The organism is Methylobacterium sp. FF17, assembly GCF_025813715.1.
GTDB classification, from domain to species: domain Bacteria; phylum Pseudomonadota; class Alphaproteobacteria; order Rhizobiales; family Beijerinckiaceae; genus Methylobacterium; species Methylobacterium flocculans.
Genome location: NZ_CP107532.1, coordinates 5656769 through 5681025, shown reverse-complemented (window position 1 = coordinate 5681025; position 24257 = coordinate 5656769). Strand labels below are relative to the sequence as shown.

Genomic DNA, 24257 nt, shown 5'->3' with positions numbered 1-24257 from the left:
CCTCACGGTCCGGGCCTTTTCGTTTCGTCACGATGGGGGAGGGATCAGCCCTCGGTACGGGCGGCGAGGCGGCTCGCGGCGAAGCAGAGGCCGCCGGCGACGACGAACAGCACCACGAAGGTCTTCACGGTGGCGTAGAACAGCGCCGGCTCGATCCCCGCGTCTGTGTAGAGCACCAGCCCAATGGCACCGATCGGCAGAAGCAGGAGGGCCAGGAGCGGGATCAGCGGGTTGTTCATGGGGGCGGACCTCTTATCGGAACCCGGTTCACCGGACCGTGTGGCGTTCACTGTGCCCCTCATAGCATCGGGGGGCGGACCGCGCCAAGCGTGTGCGCTCACGCTGTCCTGCGGTCGAAGAGCCCGATTCAGGCCGGGATCCGCACCGTGGCGCGCAGGCCCCCGAGGGGGCTGTCGTGCAGGTTGACGTCGCCGCCATGGGCGCGGGCGATGTCGCGGGCGATGGAGAGGCCGAGTCCGGAGCCGCCGGCGTCCTGGCGCGCGTCGTCGAGGCGCACGAAGGGCTTGAATACCTCCTCGCGCTGGTCCTGCGGGATGCCCGGCCCGTCGTCGTCGATGGAGACCAGGAAGGCGCGGGCCTCGCGCCGCCCGGTGATGGCCACGGTCTCGCCGTAGCGGGCGGCATTGGCGGCGAGGTTGAAGAGGCAGCGCCGGATCGCGTCCGGTCGCAGCGTCACGTGCGGGTGGTCCTCCATCTCCACGGCCACGACATGGGCGCCGAGGCGCTCCACGTCGGTGCGCAGGTCCTCCAGCAGGATCCGCATGTCGGTGGGCACCGCCGCCTCGCCGGAATCACCCCGCGCGAAGGCGAGGTAGGCTTCGAGCATCCGGCTCATCTCATCGACGTCGCGCTGCAGGTCCTCCACCTCGGGCGTCTGCTCGACCAGCGCCAGCGAGAGCTTGAACCGGGTGATGATGGTGCGCAGGTCGTGGCTGACCCCGTTGAGCATCGTCGTGCGCTGCTCCATCGCCCGCTCGATGCGCCGCTTCATCTCGATGAAGGCGTGGCCGGCCTGGCGAACCTCGCGGGCGCCGCGCGGCCGGAACTCGATCTCGCGGCCCTTGCCGAAGCTCTCGGCCACCGCCGCGAGCCGCAGGATCGGCTTGATCTGGTTGCGCAGGAACAGGATCGCCACGCCGAGCAGAACCAGGGACGACCCGCTCATCCAGAGCAGGAAGATGTGCGAGTTCGAGGCATACGCCATGCTGCGCCGGGCGGTGACGCGCATCACCCCGTCGGGGATCGAAACCCGGATCTCGATGAGACTGGAACGTCCGACCGTGTCGATCCAGTAGGGCCGGCGGATCTGACGCCGGATCTCGTCCGAGAGCGCCTCGTCGAGGATGGAGAAGAACGGGCGCGGTCCAGCGGGCGGGAGCTTGGCCGCCTTGAGGATGTCGACGTCGAGGTTGAGCCGCTCGCCGGCGATCCGGCTGAGGGTCTCGGAATCCTTGTCCTGCGGGTAGCTCTCGTAGACGTCGATCAGCGCGGCGACGTCGGCGGTGACGGCGGCCGAGAGTCGGCGCGTCACGAGTTGCCAGTGGCGCTCCATGAAGGTGTAGGCGATCACCGACTGGAGCAGCACCACCGGCGCGATGATGATGATCAGCGAGCGGGCATAGAGGCCCTTGGGCAGCACGTCGCCCACCGCCCGGGAGAGAATGCGCCAGAGGCGGCGGGGGCGGGGCAGGGCGGCAAGCCAGGAGGCCGTCCGCCGCAACGGGCCTGTGGCGGCCATGCGATCACGCATCCATGGGGCGGTCAGTCGACCGCGAGGCGGTAACCGACGCCCCGCACCGTCTGCAGGAACAGGGGATTGGCCGGGTCGACCTCGGTCTTGCGGCGCAGGCGGTTGATCTGCACGTCGATGCTGCGTTCGGCGGCGAGCCCCCCGCCGCCGGCCAGCGCCTCGCGCTCCACGTTGCCGCCCTTGGCCTCCGCCAGGATGGTGAGGATCTCGCGCTCGCGCTCGGTGATGCGGATGGTCTCGTCCTCGCGCCGCAACTCGCCGCGATCGATCCGGTAGGAGAAGGGCCCGAAGGTGACGGTGTCGTGGCTCAGGGCGCGCCCCCCCTCGTCCACGCTGCGCCGCTTGATGATGTTGGTCAGGCGCAGGATGAGTTCGCGCGGCTCGAAGGGCTTGGGCAGGTAATCGTCGGCGCCGATCTCGAGCCCCATTACCCGGTCGTTGGGGTTGGAGCGGGCGGTCAGCATCAGGATCGGCACCCGCGAGGACCGGCGCACCTCGCGGGCATAGTCGAAACCGCTCTCGCCCGGCATCATCACGTCGAGGACCAGGGCGTCGAAGACGAAGCACTGCGCCTTGGTGCGCGCTTCCGGCACGTTCCCGGCGGAGGTGACGCGAAACCCCTGCTCGCAGAGGAAACGCGCCAGCAATTCCCGCACGCGGCGGTCGTCGTCGACCACGAGAACGTGCGGCGCGTGATCGGGCAGCTCGACGCCCGCACGGGGGCCCGGCGCCGCCATCAAGCGGCGCTCCGGACGCGCCGGGCCATCAGGCGGCGCACGGCCGCGCGCTCCTCGGGCTCGATCATCCCGAACAGGAAGCTCTCGGCCGAGAGGGGCGTCTCGTGGCCGGACTCGGAATCGGCGAGCGCCCGCGCCACGCGGCGGCTCTGGACCCGGATGAGATCGTCGGCCAGGGACCGGCCTGCGCTGGTGCAGAACAGCAGCCGCTGGCGGCGGTCGCTCGTACCGGTCTTCTGGAGGATGTAATCCTGCCCGATCAAATCCTTGAGCACCCGGTTCAGGCTCTGCTTGGTGATGCGCAGGATTTCGAGGAGTTCGGCGATCGTGAGGCCTGGGTAGCGATCCACGAAGTGCAGGACCCGGTGATGCGCGCGCCCGAAGCCGTACTGCGCCAGGATGCGATCCGGGTCGCCAACGAAGTCCCGGTAGGCGAAGAACAGGAGTTCGATGAGATCGTCGCCGGACCCGGCCGACGGCAGCGTCTGATCGGCATCGTGCATCGCGCGGGCTGTCACGTCGGGGCGACCTGCAGTTACGTCAGTGTTGTTGACATGTTCCAGGCGGAGCCGGGGCCGTCAAGCCATGCCGCCCCCGCGCCCACGGGTGATCGCGAGGCCCGGCCTTCCCCGGCCGCCGCTCCGCCCTGAGACATCCCGCCACGGGACGGTGTCGTTCCCGGCGGGCACGAGGCGGAACTCCGGGGCAGGCGGGACGTTCACCAGAACATTTCAGGAACACGAGGGCAGACATGGCCAAGACCCAGCATTCCGAGGCGGACGCCAACCCGAAGACCGACCCGAAGGACACCTCGAACCAGATCAAGGATCCGAGCCAGTGGACGACGGGCGGCGAGCCGATGACGGGCGCCCAGGCGTCCTACCTCAAGACGCTTTCCGAGGAGGCCAAGGAGCCTGAGGCGTTCGACCCGGACCTCGACAAGGCCGAGGCCTCCCAGCGGATCGACGCCCTGCGCAAGGAATCCGGCAAGGCCTGAGGGCCGGTCCGCTCCCCGGTCGCGATCGCGTCGGGGATCGGCTTCCTCATCGTGGCGGAAGCTCTCGCGGGCTTCCGCCACGGTGGCTCGATTTGTCGGGGACCGGTTTAAAGGCTTCGCAAGGAACCGGTGCTATTCGTTCGCCCGATCGACCTCGGCGAAAGACCACCCGCACCCATGGCCAGACTGGACACGACCGTTTCCAGACACCGCGCCGAAAGCGGACGGTCCGTGCGCCTGAGCGTGCTCCGGTTCTGGACCGACCGCGCCGGGGCGACGGCCATCGAATACGGCCTCATCGCCGGGCTGACCTTTCTGGTCATCGCCGGCTCGCTGAAGCTCTTCGCAGAGCGGATGACGCTGATGTACAATTATATCGGCAACAGCCTCGCCGGAGCCTTCTGAGCGTCGCGCCTCGACCGGCAGGATGGCGGTGAATGCTCGGGGCGTCCCAGGACCGTGTCCGGCGCCGGCCTAGCGCCCCCCGCGACCGAACCCCGACTTCGACGCACCGGGCTTTGGATCGAACGGTCCCTTCGCGGCCGGCCGGTCGGTACCCGAACCTCCGTCCTGCGGGGCCTGCCAGAAGGTATCGAACAGGCGCTGCATCGCGCGGGCGTTCTCCTGCTGCACCTCCAAACCGGTCTGGAACATCTGCTGCATCACCGCGAAGGGCGCGTCCGTCGCGGCCGCGTCCCGAGGGGCCGGCTCGGGCTTCGCCGCCATGGTCAGGCGGGGCGGAGCCTTCCGGGCCTGAGGTACGCTTGCGGCGGGCAGGGCGGCCCCGCCGGATCGCAGGAACGCCTGCATCATCTCCGACCAGGCCTGGGGCGTGAACCCGAAGGGCTGGGGCGCCGGCTGCGGCGCGGGGGCCGGAGCCTGGTTGACCATGACGTGGACGATGCCCGCCACGACCATGCCGGCCATGACCGGAAGCATCTGCTTCAGGGCCGGTGTGGCGACGCCGCTCACGGTGGCGGCCTGCTGAAGGATGGCCTGATTGAGATGCGACGAGCCGAAGAGCTGCTTGACCAGAATCTCCATCTGCGGCGACTGGGCCGGCGGCGGCGTCGGGCCCACGAGGTTGAACAGATGGGCAATGCCCATGGGATCGTTGGCCGCGTTGCGCTGCAGCCCCATGGTCAGCGCGGGCAGGAGCGCCTCCATCGCCCGCAGGCTCTGATCCGGCGTCAGCCCGAACTGCCGTCCGAGACCCTGGACATTGGCGCCCGCCTGCGCCTGGAGGATGTCGAACAGGTTGAACATGGCGGCCTCACGGACGAACAGCGACATGCCCGAAGAGACCCCGGGCGCGCCCGTCGAAGTTTGTCGCATCCGATGGGCACTGACCAGCCCGCGCACCGCGCGGGCGCCCGATTCCGTGTCGACGGATGACGGGAATCGAACTTTTTTCACGCTCCGGAGGCTCCGATGCGCTTTTCCGCGCCCCTGATCGAGGCGCGCCTCGTGCGCCGCTACAAGCGCTTCCTGGCCGATATGGAACTGGGCGACGGCTCGCTCGTCACGGCCCACTGCGCCAATCCGGGCGCGATGCTCGGCCTGCTCGCCCCGGGGTCCCGCGCCCTGCTGTCGGCGTCCACGAACCCGGCGCGCAAGCTCGGCTTCTCCTGGGAACTCGTCGAGGCGGACCTGCCCGGCGGGCCGCAATGGGTCGGCATCAACACGATGCGCCCCAACGCCCTGGTGGCCGAGGCCTTCGCGCAGGGGGCCCTGCCGCCGCTGGCGGGGTACACGCGCCTTCGCCCGGAGGTCCGCTATGGACAGGGAAGCCGGGTCGACTTCCTCGCGAGCGGGGAGGGGATGCCGCCTGGCCACGTGGAGGTGAAGAACTGCCACCTCATGCGCGCGCCCGGCCTCGCCGAGTTCCCCGATTGCGTCGCGGCCCGGAGCGCGCGCCACATGGACGACCTCGCGGCGGTGGTGCGGGCGGGCGGGCGCGCCATGGTCGTCATCGTGGTGCAGATGCGGGCCGCCCGCTTCGACACCGCCCGCGACCTCGACCCCGCCTTCGACCGGGCGTTCCAGGCCGCCCGCGCGGCGGGGGTCGCCGTCCATGCCCATCGCTGCCGGATCGACCCGGCCGGGATCACGGTGGCCGATGCGATCCCTGTCGCCGATGCGATCGCGCGGGCGTAGGTTCGCACACCTTCGCGGGAGGTCGGCGATGGATGATGATCGGGTCTTCCTGCGCGAGCAGCGCGGGGTCCGCCGGGGCGCGGCCGGGGCGGCTCTGATCGGAGCCGTCGCCTTGGGCCTCGCCTTCGGGTTCGCCGGCCCGTCGAACCCGGCGGCGGGCGCCGGCGAGCGGATCGCCTTCGCCCTGCGTGTCGACGTCGTCGTCGTGGTTTGGTTCGCGGCGGCGGTCGCGAACGTTGCCCGGCTGCGCTTCGGATCCCCTGAGGATATCGGCGCCGGAACGGCCCCCACCGCCGGGCGGAGCGTCAGGATCGCAAGGGCGATTCTGGGGAATACAGGGGAACAGGCAGGCCTCGCGGTCTTCGCCCACGTCCTCGTCGCCGTCACCCTCGAGGCCTATGCCCTCGTGGTGCCGGTGCTGGCGGGCCTGTTCTGTGCCGGCCGGCTCCTGTTCTGGGCCGGCTACGGGCGCGGCGCGGCCGCCCGCGCCCTCGGTTTCGGCCTGACCTTCTATCCGAGCCTCGCCGCCCTGGTCATCGGGGCGGTCGCCGCCCTGTCATGACGCGCGTTCGAAGATGAGGTTCAGGCGGGTGCGCCCCGTCTGCCGGTAGCCGTGCTGCTCCAGCAGCGCGGGCAGGTCGATCTGCCACTGGTCCGTGCCGTTCTCCACGATGAGCAGGCGCGGATGCAGGGAGACCGGCGCCTCGCGCAGGAACGGTTCGAGGATCAGGTCCTCGGCCCCCTCCACATCGAGTTTCATGGCATCGATACGGTCGATGCCCTCGCTGCGGGCGAGTTCGAGAAGCGGCAGCGCGGGCACGCGGATCTGCGCGCCCTCGTTCGTGCCCACGATCTTCAGGCTGGATTCGCCCCGGTTGCGCGGATCGACGAAGAGCGTGAGCTCGCCGGCCTTGTCGGCCACGGCACAGGCCAGGGCCTTCACCGTTCCGAACGGGTTCTGGGCGATGTTGTAGGTCAGGCGATCGAACACGTCCGGCTGCGGCTCGATGGCGAGGATGCGGGCCCCCGGACCCGCAAAAGCTGCCACCGACAGCGCGTAGGCGCCGATATTCGCGCCGATATCCAGGAAGGTGCAGCCGGGCCGCAGCTTCGCCCGGAGGATGTCGCGCTCCTCGGGATCGAAGAATTGCGGCGTGAAGAGCACCTTCTTCTCGCAGTTGTTGTTATACGGGTAGAGCCGCATGCGGGCGCCGTAGCGCTCCACGTCGAGGGGCGCCCCGCGCAGCAGGCCGATCGCGATGCGTCGCAGGAACAAGGACAGCCGCCGCCCGCCCCAGCTCCCGTAGGAGAGCCGCCCGGTCTGCTCGGCGATGCGGGCGACGAGGCCCGTGGGTGCGTAGGTGCCGTAGGGTCGAATGTCTTTCATCGCGCCTGCTGATGCCAGGGCGCGGACGCGGCGGCAAGCCGGGACATGGTTGACGACCGACCCGCAGGGAGCGGCACAACCTGTTCCATTGTGGCAACACCGCGACCCAATCCCGGTGGAACGGGTCCAATCTGCCCTAAAAACAGGCGGATGCACAAAGGTTAGCTTTGCCGCAACGCGGAACCTTTGAGACCTTGAGCTTAACGCCGATCCTTCCGCAGAGTTCCGAACATGACGATCAACCGCCCGCTCCTGGCCCTCACGGCCGTGCTGCTGTCCTCGGTCTGCGCCTATGCCGCCGACCTGAAGACCCCCGTGGCTATCGCCCCGGCACCGGCGGCCTGCAAGGCGGAGATCACGTTCCCGGCCTATGGCGGATTCATCAAGCAGAACCCGAACCCCGCCTGCCTGACGCTGGGTGCGTTCGGCGACATCTATGTCGGCGGCGCGATCAGCGGGTACTTCTACGATCAGAGCGCCGTGACCACCATCGCGCTCCCCGGCATCGCCGCCGATCGCTATGCGCGCGCTGACTTCTCGAACCTGATGGGCTTCATCCAGAAGGCCGATGGCCCCTTCCAATTCTACGCCGCCGTCGGCGCCTATTCGATCCCGGGCCTGGGCGCGCCGATCTTCAGTGCCTTCGATCAGACCAACCTGCTCTTCTCGCCCGCTCCGATCGCCTTCGGCAAGTACGTGATCAACGACAACTGGTCGGTCCAGGGCGGCCGCATGCCGACGCTGATCGGCTCGGAACTGCCCTTCACCTTCCAGAACCTGAACATCTCGCGCGGCCTCCTCTTCGCGCAGGAGAACGTGATCAACCACGGCGTGCAGATCAACTACTCGGACGGCCCCTTGGCGGCCTCGTTCGCCGCGACGGACGGCTTCTTCTCGGGTGAGCTCAACTGGGTCACGGGCGCAATCACCTACAAGCTCGACGCCGCCAACACTGTAGGCATCAACGGCGGCACGCATTTCTCAACCTATAACAAGTTCGACTTCTCGGAACGCAGCTTCCGCAACCAGTTCGCCACCCCCGCGACGCTTCAGAACAGCAGCATCATCAGCGTCAACTACACCTACGCTGACGGTCCCTGGATCGTGACGCCGTACGTCCAGTACACCAGTGTCGAGCGGAACGATTTCCCCGCCGTCCCCGTTGCCGGGGCCGAAACGTTCGGCGCCGCGCTGCTGGCTGCTTATGCCTTCACAGACAACTTCTCCCTGGCCGGCCGCCTCGAGTACATCACCCAGAGCGGAACCCGTGGGGACTTCAGCCGATCGAGCCTCCTCTATGGTCCCGGCAGTTCGGCCTTCTCCTTCACCGTGACGCCGACCTTCACCTTCGATCGCTTCTTCGTCCGCGGTGAATTCTCGACCGTTCAGCTCTACGATATCAGCCTCATCGTCCCCGGCTTCGGTACCGGCTTCGGCCGCGACGGCCTGAAGACCTCGCAGGAGCGCTACATGATCGAGACCGGCATCACCTTCTGATCCCGAGCTCAATCCAGAGAGGACAACGCGGCGGCAGGGCAACCTGCCGCCGCTTTCATTTTACTCGGAGCGTCACGGTGGGGCTTCCGTCCGCGCCGCCGCCGGTCCAAGGAGGCAGGGACATGCCCCGACCGATAAGGCCAGAGCCCATGCAGAGCTTCGATTCCGACGGTGTCGCCATCGCCTATATCGACGTGCCGGCGGTCGGCGGGTCCGGCGATCCGATCCTGCTGATCCACGGCTTCGCCTCGAACCACGCGGTGAATTGGGTGAACACGCTCTGGGTCCGAACCCTGACCCAGGCCGGCTATCGAACCATCGCATTGGACAATCGGGGCCACGGCGAGAGCCAGAAGCTCTACGACCCGGAGGCCTACGGCTCCGACATCATGGCGCAGGACGCGCGCCGGCTCCTCGACCACCTCGGCATCGGTCAAGCCGACATCATGGGCTACTCGATGGGCGCGCGCATTGCCGCCTTCCTCGCCCTCGACGCGCCGGAGCGCGTGCGCTCGGTGCTGCTCGGCGGTCTTGGTCTGCACCTCGTGGAAGGACGGGGCCTGCCGGACGGCATCGCCGAAGCCCTTGAGGCGGAGCCGGGTGCTCCCGCCCCGAACCCCACCGCTGCCGCCTTCCGGACTTTCGCGGAGCAGACCAAGAGCGATCTGCGGGCGCTGGCCGCCTGCATGCGCGGCTCTCGCCAGGCCCTGTCGCGGGCCGAGGTGGCACAGATCGAGGCACCGACCCTCGTCACCACCGGCACCCTCGACACAGTCTCTGGATCCGGCCCGGCGCTCGCGGCCCTGATGCCGAACGCCAAGGCCCTGGAACTGCCCAACCGCGACCACAGCACGGCAGTGGGCGATCGGGGACACCGCACGGGCGTGCTGGACTTTCTCGCCGCGCGCGCCTGAGCCCGGACGCCATTCGGCGCCCCGAACCGAAAGCCACGACCGGATGCGGATCCTGGGTGCGGTCGGCTGGGGTGCGCTCAACTCTTCAGGCGATACCCGGTACGGAAGATCCAGGTGACGCCGGCAAGGCAGAGGCCGAGGAAGACCAGCGCCATGGTGATGCTGATCCCGATGCCGACGTCGGAGGTGCCGAAGAACGACCAGCGGAACCCGCTGATGAGGTAGACCACCGGATTGGCGAGGCTCAGCGCCCGCCAGAACGGGGGCAGCATCTCGATGGCGTAGAAGCTGCCGCCGAGGAAGGTCAGCGGGGTGACGACGAGAAGCGGCACCAGCTGCAGCTTCTCGAACCCGTCCGCCCAGAGGCCGATGAGGAAGCCGAACAGGCTGAACGTCACCGCCGTGAGCAGCAGGAACAGCACCATCACGAAGGGGTGTTCGATGCGCAGGGGCACGAACAGGGCAGCGGTCGCGAGGATGATCAGGCTGATCAGGATCGATTTCGACGCTGCCGCCCCGACATAGCCGAGCACGATCTCCAGCGGTGAGACCGGGGCCGAGAGGATCTCGTAGATCGTGCCGGCAAAGCGCGGGAAGTAGATGCCGAACGAGGCGTTGGCGATGCTTTGCGTCAGGAGCGACAGCATCATCAGGCCGGGCACGATGAAGGCGCCGTAGGCAACCCCGTCCACGGCGGTGATGCGGGAGCCGATCGCGGCCCCGAACACCACGAAGTAGAGCGAGGTGGCGATGACGGGGGCGACGATGCTCTGCAGGGCCGTGCGCCAGAAGCGCGCCATCTCGAAGCCGTAGATGGCGCGGACCGCGTACCAGTTCATGCGCGTTCCCTCACGAGGTCGACGAAGATCTCTTCGAGCGACGATTGGCTGGTCTGGAGGTCGCGGAAGCGGATGCCGGCCTCCGCGAGGTCGGCCAGGAGGGCGGTGATGCCGGTGCGCTCGCCCTCGGTGTCGGGAGTCTTGGTGTCGGAGGTTTTGGGGTCGGAGGTCTTGGTGTCGTAGGTGTAGACGAGGTCCTGCCCATCCGCGCTCAGGCTGAGGTCGTGCCGCGCCAGCGAGGCGGGCAGGCTCGTGACCGGCTCCTGGAGGTTGAGCGTCAGCTGCTTCTTGCCGAGCTTGCGCATGAGTTCGGCCTTCTCCTCCACCAGGATGATCCGGCCCTTGCGGATCACCCCGATTCGGTCGGCCATCTCCTCGGCCTCCTCGATGTAGTGGGTGGTGAGGATGATGGTGACGCCCTGGTCGCGCAGCGACCGCACCAGGCGCCACATGTCGCGGCGCAGTTCCACGTCGACGCCGGCGGTGGGTTCATCGAGGAACAGGATGCGCGGCTCGTGGCTCAGCGCCTTGGCGATGAGAACCCGCCGCTTCATGCCGCCCGACAGGGTCATGATCCGGGCGTCGCGCTTCTCCCACAGGGAGAGGTCGCGCAGAATCCGCTCGATATGAGCCGGATCGGGCTTGAGGCCGTAGAGGCCCCGGCTGAAGCTCGTGGTCGCCCACACCGTCTCGAAGGCGTCGGTGGTGAGTTCCTGCGGCACCAGCCCGATCAGCCGCCGTGCCCCGCGATAGGCGGTCGCGATGTCGTGCCCACCGGCGAGGATGCGCCCCGTGCTCGCCGTGACGATGCCGCAGACGATACTGATCAGCGTCGTCTTGCCGGCGCCGTTGGGGCCCAGCAGCGCGAAGATCTCGCCCTCGGCGATGTCGAGGTTGATGTCGTCGAGGGCCTTCAAGCCCGAGGCATAGACCTTGGACAGGTTCTGGATGGAAATGATCGGCTGCATCGGGGCTCCGCTGCGGCGTGACGATGGCGCGGCCGGGCCGGGGCTCGGGGGCGGGTGCTTCGGGTTCATGGGCCCGGTTCATGGCCCTGGAAAACGAAAAAGCCGCCTCGCGGCGGCTTCTTCGGATGGGGTTCGAGCGGCCCTCAGGCCTGCAGGCGGGTCCGCACCTCACCGAGGCTCCGGCGGACGAGGTCCTGGGCGGCATCGCCCTGCATGCGCTCACGCAGGATGACCTCGGAGACCTTCACGGCGGCGTCGGCGGCGGCTGCGCGGACCTGGGCCGTGGCCTGGACCTCGGCCTGGGCGATCTTGGTCTCGGCCGACTTCGTCCGGCGGGCGATGAAATCGTTCAGGCGGGCGTGACCCTCGTCGGCGATGCGCTGAGCCTCCTCGCGGGCGGAGGCGACGATGGCCTCGGCCTCACGCTCGGCCTGGGTGCGGCGCTTCTTGTAGTCGGCGAGCACGCCGGCCGCTTCCTCGCGCAGGCGGCGGGCCTCGTCGAGCTCGTGCCGGACGCGCTTGGCGCGGCCGTCCAGCCCCTTGGTAATCTGGTCGAAGCCGCCGACCTTCCAGACCACGGCCATGAACAGGACGAAGGCGACTGCGACCCAGAATTCGGCTTCCAACAACATGCTCGTCGTCCCAACTCGATGTGTCCGGCGGGAGCCCCGAGGTCTTCAGCCCTCGGGTCCACCGGTCAGGTTTGGTCTCGCGTCCCGCCTCAGTGCGGCAGCGCGACGCTGTCCAGGGCCTTGGCCAGGGCGGCCTCGTCCGGGCTGCGCCCAGTCAGGCGCTCGACGATGGCAGAAGCGGTCTCGCCGGCGATGCCGCGGACGTTGCCCATGGCCTCCGCCGTGCGGGTGCGCAGCGTGGCCTCGGAGGCGGCGATGCGGGTGTTCAGCTCGGCCTCGAGGGCCTTGCGCTTGGTCTCGGCTTCCTGCGCCAGGGCCGTGCGGGTCTCGAGGGCGATCGCCTGGGCCTTGGCCTGCGCGTCGCTCAGGGATTTCTCGTAGGCCGCTCCGGCGGCATCCGCCTCGGCCTTCAGGCGCTGGGCCTCGTCCAGGTCGCTCGACAGGCGCACGGCGCGGTCGTGCAGGATGCCCTGGATGCGCGGCAGCGCGATCTTGTCCATCAGGTAGTAGAGCAGCCCGAAGGCCAGCGCCAACCAGATCAGCTGGGACGCGAAGGTGTGGCTCTCGAAGGGCGGGAAGCCGCCGCCATGCTCGGAGGCCGGCGTCGCGGCGAAGCCTTCATGCGTTGCGGTCGAATGGGCCGGCTGAGCCATGACGTCCTTCGCGTAAAATCAGGAGGATGAACCGGACGCGTCTCGCACGCCCTCGGGCGTACCGCGTCCGGTCCAGTATCGGTTCGCGCGTGGCTTAGACGGCGAACAGGAGCAGCAGCGCGACGAGCAGCGAGAAGATGCCGAGCGCTTCCGTGAGGGCGAAGCCGAGGAGCAGGTTGCCGCGCTGGCCGTCGGCGGCCGACGGGTTGCGGAGCGCGCCGGCGTAGAACTGGCCGAAGAGGTTGCCGAGGCCGATGGCGGCGCCCGCCATGCCGAGACAGGCGAGGCCGGCACCGATGTACTTGGCAGCTAAGGGATCCATCAAAATGCTCCTGGAGTCGGTTCGGTCGTTGCGTGGAGAGGAATCCGGGCCGCGAGCGCGAACCGGGGACGGAAGGAGGTGCCCCGGCCACGAGGGCCGGGATGCCCCGGCCTCAGTGGCCGGGATGCAGCGCGTCGCTGAGATAGATCGAGGCGAGCGTCGCGAAGACGTAGGCCTGCAGACCGGCGACGAGGAATTCGAGGGCCGTGACGGCGACGCTGAGCGCCAGCGGCAGCGGGGAGATCGCCCCCCAGGCGCCAGCGGCGAGCAGGGCCGGCACGAAGCCCGCGAAGATCTTGAGGGCGATGTGGCCGGCAAGCACGTTGGCGAAGAGACGCACCGCGAGGCTGATGGGGCGCGAGATGAAGGAGACGATCTCGATGGCCACGATCATCGGCAGCAGCCAGCCGGGCACGCCGGAGGGGACGAACACCTTCAGGAACTTCGTGCCATGGGCCATGAAGCCGTACACGATCACGGTGCCGATCACGAGGAAGGCCAGCGCGAAGGTGACGATGATGTGGCTGGTGACCGCGAAGGCGTAGGGGATCATGCCGAGCATGTTCAGCACGAGCACGAACATGAAGAGCGAGAAGATCAGCGGCATGAACCGCTCGGAGCCGTGGCCGGCGGACTGGCGCAGGGTCGAGCCGATGAACTCGTAGAATACCTCGGCCATCGACTGCATGCGGCCGGGCACCACCGAGCGGCGGGCGGTCGCCACCACGGTGATCAGCGCGATGATCCCGACGGCGGCGAACATGTACAGGGCCGACTGCGTGAACGCGATCTCCTGGTTGCCGATATGACCGAAGGAGACCAGCGGCTTGAGCTCGAACTGGTGGATCGGATCCATCTTTACGGCCATTGCCGCTCCCGTCCTTCTGAATCTCGGCCAGCCAGACGGCCCGCCACCACCGGTGCCGCCTGAGCGGCATTGTTGACACGGGGTCCGGCCGCGCGAGCGGCGTTCCCCCTCGGAACCGCTAGCGGTCCCGTTCCTTCGTCGGCGCCTTGGAGAGAGCCCCCGAGGCGCGCATGACGTTGTAGACGCCGGTCGCGAAGCCCAGCATCAGCAGAACGATCAGCCCCCAGGGTTTCGTCCCCAGGTAGTGATCGAACATCCAGCCCAGGATGCCTCCCGCCAGGACGCCCGCGATGAACTCCGTCGAGAGCCGCATCGCCTGGCCGAGGGGAGAAGGCCCGGCCGCGGGGCCGGGACGCGTGGAATGACCGGGAGAGGCGCTGGGCCGCTTCCGCTCGATCTGCGTCTCAAGACGTTTGAGCCTCTCGGAGAGGTCCGCGTCCAGTGCTTTCTTCCGCCCGTCCCCGCCTTCGTCCCCCGTTTCGTTGCCGCTCACCGCGAGAACTCACATTGGCGAGAGCGGGGGGAACCGGTCGGAACGCCCCTTCAAGCGGGGCGCACCATAGTTTCGCCCACCTTGGGTGTCAAGGCGCCGACGATCGCCGTTAAGATCTTGACCGGCTTAAGAAATTCGGTGTTCCACGGATCCGCTCCCCGGTGTTCCGCGAACCGGGGCCGGAAGCCGTCACGCTGGGCCGTCAGGCGCCGAGGATCGGCTTGATGACCTTCTCCATGCCCTCGATGGTCATCTCGCCCTTGTAGCGCTCGCCGTTGATGAAGAAGGTCGGGGTCGAATCGACCTTGAAGGTGTCCATGCCCTTCTGCTTCACCGCGTTGACCGCGCTGTACAGCTTCTGATCCTTCAGGCAGGCCTCGAACTTCTCCTTCGAGAATCCGGCTTGGCGCAGCATCTGCTCCAGCGCGTCCACCGGCGATTGCGGCTTCTGCACGTAGGCCCAGGCGGCCTGCTGGTCGAAGAGCAGGTCGGTGATGGGATAGTACTTGGCCTCGCCGTCGCACCGCGCCAGCATGAAGGCGGCGGTGGCCAGGGGATCGAGGGGGAACTCGCGGAGCGTGAAGCGCACCTTGTTGGTGTCGATGTAGCGCTCCTTGAGGAGCGGGTAGGTCACGCGGTGGAACGCCGCGCAGTGCGAACAGGTCATCGAGGCGTACTCGATGATCGTCACCTTGGCGTCCTTCGGGCCGAGCCAGACATCCCCGAGGGGGCCGGGCTCCAGCAGCGTCGAGAGGTTCGCCTCCTCCGCCAGGGCCGGCAGGGTGAACCGGGGCAGGAGAATCGCCGCGCCGACAGCGAGGCCGGTGGCTTTCAGGGCGTCACGTCGGGTGATCATGATCGGGACGGGCTCCGCTCGCAGACCAGGTTCGGTTCCGGATGCGGTAGAATCCTGCACGCCTCCTGACAAGTCGCGCGAAGCGTCAACGGCGTCGGTTCCGGTCGGCATGCCACCGCGAACCGACGGCGATTTCGCCGCAAACCCGTTCCGTTCGACAGAACCCGAAACCGCTTCCGCCAAGCGGGCTTAGCGCCGGGGCGCGGTCGCCACGATGGCGATGCCGAGGCGATCGAGGGCGTCGCGCAGGGCGTCGTGCTCGATGGTCCCCACCGCGAGCGCCACTTCGCCGCGGCGGACGGGGTCCACCACCGGGGCGGGGACGCGGCGTCCCGCCCGGTCGACCCGGCCCTGGCGCATCACGATCTTGCCCACGCAGGCCCAGCCGTAATGCGCGTTGACACGCTGGATCACCACGGGGGCGAGATGCTGGAGTTCGATGGCGAACACGCCCTCGACCCGGACCACCAGGGTGCCGGGTTCGGAACGGCCGTCCTCGTCGCGTCGGCGCCGGCGCGGCCATTCGATCTTCGAGGGCTGGCAGTACCGGGCCAGGCGCTCCCCGACGATCTCGGGCCAAGCCGCCAGGATGTCGGTCGAGGCGAAGCCCTGCGCCGCGAAGGCCGGGCCGATACACTCCTCCAGCAATTCGGCGAGGGGTTTGGCACGCGCCATGCGCTTCTTCCGAAGGGTTGAACCGGGGGACTCGGTGCGTCGATCCTGGCGGCATACTGGTTAGCACACCGTTCCGGCTGGCCGAAGCCGCGCCTTTGCGGCCGGGGCCTTTGACCATGATGTCCGGGCGGCTATGGACGGGCGCTCCCCTCATGCGCCGGTGCCCGTGCCCCACACCACGCCCTCCGACCCAACGGCCACGGACCTGCTGACCTGGTACGACCGGCACCGCCGCGTGCTGCCCTGGCGGGCCCTGCCCGGTGAGGTCCCGGACCCATACCGGGTCTGGCTCTCGGAGGTGATGCTGCAGCAGACCACGATCGCGGCCGTCAAACCCTACTTTCACGCGTTCCTCGCGCGATTTCCCACGGTGGACGCCCTGGCGGCCGCGCCGGAAGAGGCGGTGATGTCGGCCTGGGCCGGCCTCGGCTATTATTCCCGCGCCCGCAACCTCCATGCCTGCGCCAAGGCCGTGGCGGCGGCCGGCGCCTTTCCGGACACGGCGGCCGGCTTGCGCAAGCTGCCGGGCATCGGCGCCTACACGGCGGGCGCCGTCGCGGCCATCGCCTTCGACCGGCCGGAGGCGGCGGTGGACGGCAATGTCGAGCGGGTGATGACCCGGCTTTTCGCCATCGAGACGGCCCTGCCGGCGGCCCGGCCCGAGATCCGTACGGTGACGCAGGCCCTGGTGCCGGCGGTGCGCCCCGGCGATTTCGCGCAGGCCGTGATGGATCTCGGCGCCACGATCTGCACGCCGAAGCGTCCGGCCTGTGCCCTGTGCCCCTGGATGGCGCCGTGCCGGGCGCGGGCGCTCGGCCTTCAGGAGACCTTTCCCCGCAAGGTGCGGGCGGTGAAGGGCGCCCTGCGCCGGGGCGCGGCCTTCGTGGCGATCCGCAGCGGCGACGAGGCGGTCCTGCTGCGCACGCGCCCGCCGGAGGGCCTGCTCGGCGCCATGGCGGAACCGCCCATGAGTCCCTGGGAGCCGGATTACGACCCGGCCCAGGCCCTCCTCGACGCCCCCCTCGATGCCCGCTGGAAGCGCCTGCCGGGGCTGGTGCGCCACGGCTTCACGCATTTCCCCCTGGAACTGACGGTGTTCGTGGCCCGGGTGGCGCTCAGCACGCCCACCCCGTCCGGCATGCGCTTCACGCCCCGCCGCGACCTCGAGACGGAGCCGCTGCCGGGGGTGATGAAGAAGGTGCTCGCCCACGCGTTCGACCCGAAGCCCGAGACCGCGAAGGCCGCCAAGCCCGGTCGGCCGAAGGCGATGCGGGCGGTGGCGGACACGCCGCTCTTCGCCGAACCGGAGCCCGAGGCACCGGCGGAACAGCCGCGTTTCCGCCCGGTGCCGAAGCCGGCGCCGCGCGTGATCGCCACGCCGCCACACGAAGACGGGGAGGGGCTGTTCGAGGAGCCGGCGGACGTCCCTCCGGCCGCGCGCAAGCGGGGCAGACCGAAGACCCGTCCCCGTTGAGGAATGCCAGCCCCCCGTTAGGGGAGGGTGATCCTGGGGCAACCGGAACGAGGGGGTATCTCTCCGGACACGGTGCTTCCCTCCTGCGAGAGAGGAGAAACCCGCGCCCGAGGTCGCATCGGCGGCTTAGGCCGCCGAACCCATGGCGGCCCGCATCCGTGCGCGAAACACGTCGATCAGGACCGGCCGGCCGTCGCGGCTGGCGTGCCAGAAGTCCCAGCCGTTGCAGGCGGGAAGCCCCTGGACCAGGGCGCCGATCTTGTGGATCGAGCCCGTCGCGGGCCCGGCCATCAGGGTTCCGTCGGGGCGCACGATGGCGCTGTGGCGGCCGCGGGCATCGGTCAGCGTCTCGCCGGCCTGGATGTGCCCGGCTTCGATCACGCTGAGGAAGGCGACGCGGGGCTCGGCACGCTTCGTCGGGGCCACCAGCAGCGCCGCCTGCGAGAGGGGCTCGACGGCGTCGATGCGGGCGCGGGCGGCCTGCGCGTAGACCGTCTCGCGCTCGATGCCGATGAAGCGGCGCCCGAGGCGCTTGGCCACCGCCCCCGTGGTGCCGGTGCCGAAGAACGGATCGAGCACCACGTCGCCCGGATTGGTCGCCGAGAGGAGGGTGCGGGCCAGCAGCGCCTCCGGCTTCTGGGTCGGGTGCACCTTCTGGCCATCGGCGCCCTTGAGGCGCTCGTCGCCGGTGCAGAGGGGGATGAACCAGTCCGAGCGCATCTGGACGTCGTCGTTGCCGCCCTTCAGCGCCTCATAGTGGAAGGTGTAGCCCTTCGACTCCGCCGAGCGGGAGGCCCAGATCAGGGTCTCGTGCGCGTTCGTGAAGCGCTTGCCCCGGAAGTTCGGCATCGGGTTGGCTTTCCGCCAGACGATGTCGTTGAGGATCCAGTATCCGAGGTCCTGGAGCGCGGTCCCGACCCGGAAGATGTTGTGGTAGGAGCCGATGACCCACAGGGTGGCGTTCGGCTTCATCACCCGGCGCGCGGCGGCGAGCCAGTCGCGGGTGAAGGCGTCGTAGGCCGCGAAGGTGGAGAACTTGTCCCAGTCGTCGTCGACGGCGTCGACGCGGCTTTGGTCGGGACGCAGGAGCGAGCCCTCGCCGAGCTGCAGATTGTAGGGCGGATCGGCGAAGACGCAGTCCACGCTTCCCGCCGGCAGGGCGTTCATGGCGGCGATGCAGTCGCCGACGAGGATTTCGTCGAGGGGAAGACGGGACGCGGGGGGTACGAGACCCATCCGCGGCGCCGACACGGGCCGCCCGGTACGCGAGACACTTTTCCGGGCGACGGTGTCGGCAACCGCGGTACGCTGGGAAGCCATGGCAAACACCGGTTACGCGACTGACCGGCAGACCTTGGCCCCGTTAACGTAAAGGACGGGTTGCCGGGCGGACGACCCGCCGTCTCGATTTGGGGCTGCAATTTTTGCCGGGTTGCACGCGTAAGATCGCTGGCACCCACCGTCGAACAAGCGCCAAGTCTACCCGCGACCTGTCGATGGACTTTTTCAGGTGCCGTCGCGGACGACACTGCTGACCCAAGAACCGAACACGGCCCTGCGAAGGGTCGGTGTACGAGCTGTCGATGCGGCTCCGGAAGCCGAGTAGAGAAGATTCATCTCTTCCCGGCGGTTCAGGCCGTGCGCAAGGCAGGGTTTCGCTCAGCGCAACGCTGACTTCATCTCTTCGCGCCTCACGATTGTGTCTCGCCCCGATTCCAGCGGGATCCGGAGGGCGCAACAAACGTCTCGACAGCAGCGAAATGTTGGGAATTCAACGACAATATCGCCACACACAACCAGTGATTAAAATATCCTTATAGCCTGAAAAAAGGCAGCTATTGCCACATTCGACAGGTCTCATTTTGGCCCTGTTCCGCTTCATTTTGCCGGCCATCCGAAACAACAAAGGGAATGCGGATGACCATCAAGCCTGTTCGTGGAACCGTCGCCATCCTGGGAACCGTCGTGACCCTCGCCACCATGCAGCCGGCCAGCGCCCAGAGTGGCGCGGCCTCCTGGTACGGGAGCGGCCACCGGACGGCCAATGGCGAGCGCTTCAATCCGAACGGGATGACGGCCGCCCATCGCAGCCTGCCGTTCGGAACCCGGGTCCGGGTCGAGAACAAGCGCAATGGCCGCTCCGTGGTGGTGCGCATCAACGATCGCGGCCCGTTCGTACGCGGTCGGATCATCGATCTCGCCAAGGGCTCCGCCCGCGCGCTCGGCATGGGCGGCACGACCTACGTGGCCTTGAGCGTCGTGAACTGAGCGAATCGGGCTGGCCGGCGTTGTGGGATCAGCCGGCCGGCCCCATCTCGCCGGCGGAACCGAAGGCGCGAGGACCCATGGCAAAGCCGCTGATCGTCGAAATCCCCCATGATCTCGGACTGGCGGAGGCCCGTCGCCGGATCTCGGACGGGATCACGCAGGCCGACGGGCTGTTCGCCAAGGCGGGCATCGCCGTCGAGAAGATGGCCTGGACCGGCGACCGCCTCGACTTCGCGATGGCGGCGTTGGGCCAGAAGGTGGACGGGCAGGTGGATATCCGGCCCGAGACCGTCCGCGTCGAGGTCCGGCTGCCCCTGCTGCTCGCCCTCTTCGCCCAGCAGATCCAGAAGAAGGTCGGCAAGGAAGGCAATCTCCTCCTGACCAAGAAGTAAGGCGCCCTCCGGAGGCTGGCTCGCCCCTCGGAACCGCGACAGGCGGCGGACCGTTCCGTCGGTCCGTCCCGTCAGGCTTTGAGAGGCGCAGCGATGTCGAATCCCGGACCCATCCCGGAAGCCCCGGTGCCGGATACGCCCTACGAGGTGCCCGACACCCCGCTGCCCGGGCCCGATACGCCCGGCACCGACGTGCCGGGGCCGACGCCCACGGAGGCGCCGGACGTGACGCCGGCCGAGATCCCGGTCAACGATCCCGATATCGGCCCGGCCATCGCCCCCGACCCGATGCCGACGGGCCCGGCCAACCCGACGATGTGAGCGCGGGGGCGATTGCGGGTTTGTTCGGAGGCGCGGTCGCTGCCATAAGCCGGCCCATGGCCGCTCCTCCGCTCCTGACCCTGCAAGACGTCGCCCTCACCTTCGGCGGGACGCCGCTCATCGAGCGCGCGGAACTCGCGATCTCGCCCGGCGAGCGCACCTGCCTCGTCGGGCGCAACGGTTCGGGCAAGTCCACGCTGATGAAGATCGCCGCCGGGCTCGTGGAGCCCGACCGGGGAACGCGCTTCATCCAGCCCGGCACCACGATCCGCTACCTTGCGCAGGAACCGGACTTCTCAGGTTTCGAGACGACCCTGGATTTCGTGGAATCCGGCCTGAACCACGACGACGACGCCTACCGCGCCCGCTACCTCCTGGAGAGCCTGGGGCTCACGGGGGCGGAAAACCCGAAGAGCCTGTCGGGCGGTGAGGGGAGGCGGGTCGCGCTCGCCCAGGCGCTGGCGCCCGAGCCCGACATCCTGCTCCTCGACGAGCCCACCAACCACCTCGACCTGCCGGCCATCGAGTGGCTGGAATCGGAGCTGAAGAGTGTGCGCGGCGCCCTCGTGCTCATCAGCCACGACCGGCGCTTCCTCTCGGCCCTGTCGAAGACGACCGTCTGGCTCGATCGCGGGGTCACCCGCCGCATCGAGCAGGGCTTCTCCACCTTCGAAACCTGGCGCGACGCCTTCTTCGAGGAGGAGGAGCGCGATCGGCACAAGCTCGAGCGCAAGATCGCCGACGAGGAGCACTGGCTGCGCTACGGCGTCACGGCGCGGCGCAAGCGCAACGTGCGCCGGCTCGGCAACCTCCATGCCCTGCGCAAGGAACGCCGCGACGACCGCCGCCCGGTGGGCACCGCGACGATGACCTCCACCGAGGCGGAGAGCTCCGGCGCCCTGGTGATCGAGGCCAAGCACGCGGCGAAGGCCTACGGCCCGCGCAGGATCGTCGACGACCTCTCGCTCCGGGTGATGCGCGGCGACCGCCTCGGCATCGTCGGCGCGAACGGCGCCGGCAAGACCACGCTGATTAACCTGCTCACCGGGCAGGCGGCCCCGGATTCGGGCAGCGTGACGCTCGGCACCAACCTGAAGATGATGCTCCTCGACCAGGCCCGCGCGGTGCTGGAGCCCAGCATGACGGTCACCGAGGTGCTGACCGGCGGCAGCGGCGACTCGGTGATCGTCGGCGGCGTCAGCCGCCACGTCGTCGGCTACCTCAAGGACTTCCTGTTCGCGCCGGAGCAGGCGCGCACCCCCGTCAGCGTGCTCTCCGGCGGCGAGCGCAACCGCCTGCTCATCGCCCGCGCCCTGGCGCAGCCGGCCAACCTCCTGGTGCTGGACGAGCCCACCAACGACCTCGACCTCGAAACCCTCGACCTGCTGCAGGAGATGCTGGCGGATTACTCCGGCACCCTGATCCTGGTGAGCCACGACCGCGACTTCCTCGACCGGGTCGTCGGCAGCGTGCTGGTCAGCGAGGGGGAGGGCCGCTGGGTGGAGTATGCGGGCGGCTACACCGACATGGTCGCCCAGCGCGGGGAGGGTGTGCAGGCCCGCAGCGCTGCCCGCGCCGGCAAATCCGACGCCGGCGGGGGCGCCAGGGAGCGCACGAAGGCAGGGGAGGCCGCCGCCCCGGCTGGCAAGCCCAAGCTCGGCTTCAAGGACCAGCACGAGTTGAAGACCCTGCCCGACCGGATGAAGAAGCTGGAATCGGACATCGCCAAGCTGCGCGAGGTCCTGGCGGATCCCGGTCTCTACGCCCGCGATCCGGCGCGCTTCTCCAAGGCCTCGGACCTACTGGCCGCGGCGGAAGCGGAACTCTCTAGGTCCGAGGATCGCTGGCTCGAACTGGAGATGTTGCGGGACGCCTGAGGATCCCGCCGAACGGCGGCCGAAGCGGGGCCCGTCGGCCTTCATGATGCCGTGAAGCGGGTGTGGAAGTCGCGGGACGCGCCCATCGCGCACCACCGGGGTTCGACGTGTCCGCCGCCTCTGACCTCCGAGACCGTTGCCGCCGCATCGGCTGGATCGCCGGCCTGCCCGGCCTCGCGCTCATCTCCGCCCTCGCGAACGCCTGGATCGTGCACCGCATCGAGGCCGGCCTCGCGGGCGAGGCCGACGCGATCGCCCGTGATACCGCCGTAACCGGGGCCGAGCCCTGGCTGCGGGTCGCCGCGGACGGTCGCGATCTCGTCGTCGGCGGGGAGGCCCCGGATGCCGCCATCCGCGACGCCGCCCACGCGCGGCTCGCGCGGGTCGCGGGCGTACGGCGTCTCGTGGGGCCGGTGGGGGTGGTCGAGCTCGCATCCCCCTTCGTCTGGGTCGCGACCCGGGCCCGCGACGGGATCGACGTCTCCGGTTACCGGCCGGCCGAGATCGGGGCCGGCGCGCTGGCCGACCGGCTCGGCCCCGCCCTGGAACCGGGAACGCCCCTGCGCGACCAGGCCCGAGCGGCCCTGGGGAGCCCGCCCGACTTTCCCACCGCCGCCACCTACGCCCTGGCACGCCTGCGGGCCCTGACGCCAGGGAGCCGGGTGATGCTGGAGGACACGCGCCTTTCCATCGCGGGCGAGGCCGCCTCGGTCGCCGACGCCGAGGCCCTGCGGGCGGCGCTCGCCGATCCGCCGGCCGGCTACACCCTCGGCCGGATCGAGATCCTGCCCGCCACGGTTCCGGATTTCCGGTTCGTGGTCTCGCGGCTACCCGGCGGCGACATCGACCTGTCGGGCCACGTGGTCTCGGAGGCCGCGCGGGGTGCGATCCGCGCACAGGCGGCGCAGATCTCCGAGACGGGGCGGGCCGAAGACCGGATGCGCACCGCGCGCGGACTTCCCACGGCCGTCGATCCCGCCACGATGGCGCCGTTCGCCCTGCAACTCGCCGGCCTGATCCAGGAGGGCAGCGTCACCGTGGCGGATGCCGCCGTCTCGGTGAGCGGCATCGCCCTCGATGCTCAGGCCGCCCCGGAGATCGACGCGCTGCTGCGGGACGCCCTGCCGGCCGGCCTCCGGCGTGGCGGCGTCGCCCTGACGACGCGGCCGCTCTCGCCCTACCGAATCGCACTCCGGCGGGAGGCCGACAGCGTCACGCTCACGGGCCACCTGCCGGATGCGGGAGTCCGGGAGGCGCTGCTCGCGAACCTGCGCCCCCGCCTCTTCCGTGAACGGCTGGTGGACCGGACCCGCCTGGGGCAGGGCGCGCCGGCCGACCTGACCCGGGCGCTGCAGGCCGCCATCGGGTCGCTCGCGCTCCTGGCGCGAGGGGAGATCCGCATCGCCGACCGGGCCGTGACGCTGACCGGCGAGAGCCTGTATCCGCAGGGGGGGCGGCGCATCCGGAGCGACCTTCCGGCCGCGTTGCCGGAAGGCTGGAGCGCGACCGTCTCCGTGACCACGCCCGGGGAGACTTCCGGGCGCACGCCCGAGGCCTGCGCGGCGGCGCTGGCGCCCCACCTCACGGAGCCGGGGCCCACCTTCTCGCCCGGTAGTGCGACCTTGAAGCCGGACTTCTATCCCCGCCTCGACGGGATCGCCGGGCTGGCCGGACCCTGCCCGTCCCTGCGCCTGACGGTAACGGGCCACGCCGATCCGGCCGGGGCAGCGCCCGCGCCGAAGCCGACCGTCGATACGGCGGTGGAAAGCACCGCCTCGGTGGATGCGGGCAAGGAACAGGCGAAGGAACCGGGCAAGGAACCGGGCAAGGAACCAACCAAGCCCCAGGCTGACAAAGCCAAAGCCGGGGGGACGCAGCCGGCCAAGCCTTCCCCGAAATCCGCTGCTGGCAAAACCGACACGAGCAAAAACGACACGGGCAAGCCTGATACGGGCAAATCCGAAACCGGCAAACCCGACGCGAAGCCCGCCGAGCCCGAGCCGGATCTCGCCCGGCAGCGGGCGCTGGCGATCGTCGAGTACCTGCTTCAGGCGGGCCTCCGCCCGGATCAGGTCGTGGCCGCGCCCGCCGGAACGGCGCCCCGCCCTGCAGCGCGGGGCATCGGCCTCATTCCCCACTCCTGATCGCCATCCGAGGCC

General features: G+C 69.4%; 28 protein-coding genes. 12 read left to right on the top strand and 16 right to left on the bottom strand.

What is annotated here, in order from left to right; all coding sequences use genetic code 11:
• Positions 1–44: 44 nt before the first annotated feature.
• The 4 genes from OF380_RS27030 to OF380_RS27015 form a co-directional block, all read right to left on the bottom strand.
• Complete coding sequence (locus OF380_RS27030; protein ID WP_264048692.1) at positions 45–239, bottom strand: hypothetical protein; 195 nt, start codon at positions 237–239, stop codon at positions 45–47.
• A 128-nt stretch (positions 240–367) separates the two neighbouring features.
• Positions 368–1759, bottom strand: a complete 1392-nt coding sequence (locus OF380_RS27025) for an ATP-binding protein (RefSeq protein WP_264048691.1) — start codon at positions 1757–1759, stop codon at positions 368–370.
• Positions 1760–1782: 23 nt separating this feature from the next.
• Entirely contained in the window at positions 1783–2508 is a 726-nt protein-coding gene (locus tag OF380_RS27020; RefSeq protein ID WP_264048690.1) for a response regulator, read from the bottom strand.
• A complete protein-coding gene (locus OF380_RS27015; protein WP_264051508.1) occupies positions 2508–3011 on the bottom strand; it encodes a MarR family winged helix-turn-helix transcriptional regulator in 504 nt (167 codons plus the stop codon). The genes OF380_RS27020 and OF380_RS27015 overlap by 1 nt, the downstream gene beginning before the upstream one ends.
• Positions 3012–3259: 248 nt before the next feature.
• On the opposite strand from OF380_RS27015, the gene OF380_RS27010 reads away from it, so the two are divergent.
• Together OF380_RS27010 and OF380_RS27005 are read left to right on the top strand one after the other, a co-directional pair.
• Positions 3260–3505, top strand: a complete 246-nt coding sequence (locus OF380_RS27010; RefSeq protein ID WP_264048689.1) for a DUF3072 domain-containing protein — start codon at positions 3260–3262, stop codon at positions 3503–3505.
• A 231-nt stretch (positions 3506–3736) separates the two neighbouring features.
• Positions 3737–3910: a Flp family type IVb pilin gene (locus OF380_RS27005; RefSeq protein ID WP_264048688.1), complete on the top strand. Its 174-nt coding sequence runs from the start codon at positions 3737–3739 to the stop codon at positions 3908–3910.
• 69 nt (positions 3911–3979) lie between these two features.
• Here the strand turns inward: OF380_RS27005 and OF380_RS27000 are convergent, their stop codons facing one another.
• Positions 3980–4798 (bottom strand): DUF937 domain-containing protein, encoded by an 819-nt coding sequence (locus OF380_RS27000; protein WP_264048687.1) that lies wholly within the window; start codon positions 4796–4798, stop codon positions 3980–3982.
• Positions 4799–4936: 138 nt separating this feature from the next.
• Between OF380_RS27000 and sfsA the strand changes: the two genes are divergently transcribed.
• Entirely contained in the window at positions 4937–5662 is a 726-nt protein-coding gene (gene sfsA / locus OF380_RS26995; RefSeq protein WP_264048686.1) for a DNA/RNA nuclease SfsA, read from the top strand.
• 28 nt (positions 5663–5690) lie between these two features.
• The gene (locus tag OF380_RS26990) at positions 5691–6224 is read left to right on the top strand and encodes an MAPEG family protein (RefSeq protein WP_264048685.1); all 534 of its coding nucleotides are present in this window, start codon (positions 5691–5693) and stop codon (positions 6222–6224) included.
• On the opposite strand, the gene OF380_RS26985 is transcribed toward OF380_RS26990, so the two are convergent.
• Positions 6219–7049 carry an FkbM family methyltransferase gene (locus tag OF380_RS26985; RefSeq protein WP_264048684.1) on the bottom strand — a complete coding sequence of 277 codons (831 nt, stop codon included), beginning with the start codon at positions 7047–7049 and terminating at the stop codon, positions 6219–6221. The genes OF380_RS26990 and OF380_RS26985 overlap by 6 nt on opposite strands.
• Before the next feature lie 231 nt (positions 7050–7280).
• Here OF380_RS26985 and OF380_RS26980 point away from each other — a divergent pair, with 231 nt between their 5' ends.
• Together OF380_RS26980 and OF380_RS26975 are read left to right on the top strand one after the other, a co-directional pair.
• Positions 7281–8546, top strand: coding sequence for a porin (locus OF380_RS26980; RefSeq protein ID WP_264048683.1), 1266 nt, complete (start codon positions 7281–7283; stop codon positions 8544–8546).
• Between the two features lie 149 nt (positions 8547–8695).
• Positions 8696–9460: an alpha/beta fold hydrolase gene (locus tag OF380_RS26975; RefSeq protein ID WP_264051507.1), complete on the top strand. Its 765-nt coding sequence runs from the start codon at positions 8696–8698 to the stop codon at positions 9458–9460.
• 77 nt (positions 9461–9537) lie between these two features.
• Here the strand turns inward: OF380_RS26975 and OF380_RS26970 are convergent, their stop codons facing one another.
• The 9 genes from OF380_RS26970 to OF380_RS26930 form a co-directional block, all read right to left on the bottom strand.
• Positions 9538–10299, bottom strand: coding sequence for an ABC transporter permease (locus tag OF380_RS26970; RefSeq protein WP_264048681.1), 762 nt, complete (start codon positions 10297–10299; stop codon positions 9538–9540).
• The gene (locus tag OF380_RS26965; protein WP_264048680.1) at positions 10296–11267 is read right to left on the bottom strand and encodes an ABC transporter ATP-binding protein; all 972 of its coding nucleotides are present in this window, start codon (positions 11265–11267) and stop codon (positions 10296–10298) included. Before OF380_RS26965 ends, OF380_RS26970 begins: the two co-directional genes overlap by 4 nt.
• A gap of 143 nt (positions 11268–11410) precedes the next feature.
• Positions 11411–11896, bottom strand: coding sequence for a F0F1 ATP synthase subunit B family protein (locus OF380_RS26960; protein WP_264051506.1), 486 nt, complete (start codon positions 11894–11896; stop codon positions 11411–11413).
• A 92-nt stretch (positions 11897–11988) separates the two neighbouring features.
• Positions 11989–12552: a F0F1 ATP synthase subunit B family protein gene (locus OF380_RS26955; protein ID WP_264048679.1), complete on the bottom strand. Its 564-nt coding sequence runs from the start codon at positions 12550–12552 to the stop codon at positions 11989–11991.
• 94 nt (positions 12553–12646) lie between these two features.
• Positions 12647–12874, bottom strand: coding sequence for a F0F1 ATP synthase subunit C (locus tag OF380_RS26950; protein WP_018044493.1), 228 nt, complete (start codon positions 12872–12874; stop codon positions 12647–12649).
• 112 nt (positions 12875–12986) lie between these two features.
• Positions 12987–13742, bottom strand: coding sequence for a F0F1 ATP synthase subunit A (locus OF380_RS26945; protein WP_243912368.1), 756 nt, complete (start codon positions 13740–13742; stop codon positions 12987–12989).
• Positions 13743–13860: 118 nt separating this feature from the next.
• Positions 13861–14235 (bottom strand): AtpZ/AtpI family protein, encoded by a 375-nt coding sequence (locus OF380_RS26940; protein ID WP_264048675.1) that lies wholly within the window; start codon positions 14233–14235, stop codon positions 13861–13863.
• A gap of 202 nt (positions 14236–14437) precedes the next feature.
• On the bottom strand, positions 14438–15091 hold the full coding sequence (locus OF380_RS26935) for a thioredoxin domain-containing protein (protein WP_264048674.1): 654 nt from the start codon (positions 15089–15091) through the stop codon (positions 14438–14440).
• Positions 15092–15280: 189 nt separating this feature from the next.
• Positions 15281–15766 carry a DUF721 domain-containing protein gene (locus OF380_RS26930; RefSeq protein ID WP_264048673.1) on the bottom strand — a complete coding sequence of 162 codons (486 nt, stop codon included), beginning with the start codon at positions 15764–15766 and terminating at the stop codon, positions 15281–15283.
• 133 nt (positions 15767–15899) lie between these two features.
• On the opposite strand from OF380_RS26930, the gene mutY reads away from it, so the two are divergent.
• Entirely contained in the window at positions 15900–17240 is a 1341-nt protein-coding gene (gene mutY / locus OF380_RS26925; RefSeq protein WP_264048672.1) for an A/G-specific adenine glycosylase, read from the top strand.
• Positions 17241–17366: 126 nt separating this feature from the next.
• On the opposite strand, the gene OF380_RS26920 is transcribed toward mutY, so the two are convergent.
• Positions 17367–18560: a site-specific DNA-methyltransferase gene (locus OF380_RS26920; protein ID WP_404810516.1), complete on the bottom strand. Its 1194-nt coding sequence runs from the start codon at positions 18558–18560 to the stop codon at positions 17367–17369.
• Between the two features lie 660 nt (positions 18561–19220).
• Here OF380_RS26920 and OF380_RS26915 point away from each other — a divergent pair.
• The 5 genes from OF380_RS26915 to OF380_RS26895 all read left to right on the top strand — a co-directional run bounded on the left by OF380_RS26915 (position 19221) and on the right by OF380_RS26895 (position 24242).
• Positions 19221–19508 (top strand): septal ring lytic transglycosylase RlpA family protein, encoded by a 288-nt coding sequence (locus tag OF380_RS26915; RefSeq protein WP_264051505.1) that lies wholly within the window; start codon positions 19221–19223, stop codon positions 19506–19508.
• A gap of 77 nt (positions 19509–19585) precedes the next feature.
• Positions 19586–19900: a polyhydroxyalkanoic acid system family protein gene (locus OF380_RS26910; RefSeq protein ID WP_264048670.1), complete on the top strand. Its 315-nt coding sequence runs from the start codon at positions 19586–19588 to the stop codon at positions 19898–19900.
• A 93-nt stretch (positions 19901–19993) separates the two neighbouring features.
• The gene (locus OF380_RS26905) at positions 19994–20221 is read left to right on the top strand and encodes a hypothetical protein (RefSeq protein WP_264048669.1); all 228 of its coding nucleotides are present in this window, start codon (positions 19994–19996) and stop codon (positions 20219–20221) included.
• Positions 20222–20277: 56 nt separating this feature from the next.
• Positions 20278–22098, top strand: a complete 1821-nt coding sequence (locus OF380_RS26900) for an ABC-F family ATP-binding cassette domain-containing protein (protein ID WP_264048668.1) — start codon at positions 20278–20280, stop codon at positions 22096–22098.
• Positions 22099–22205: 107 nt separating this feature from the next.
• Positions 22206–24242 (top strand): hypothetical protein, encoded by a 2037-nt coding sequence (locus OF380_RS26895; protein ID WP_264048667.1) that lies wholly within the window; start codon positions 22206–22208, stop codon positions 24240–24242.
• Positions 24243–24257: the final 15 nt, after the last annotated feature.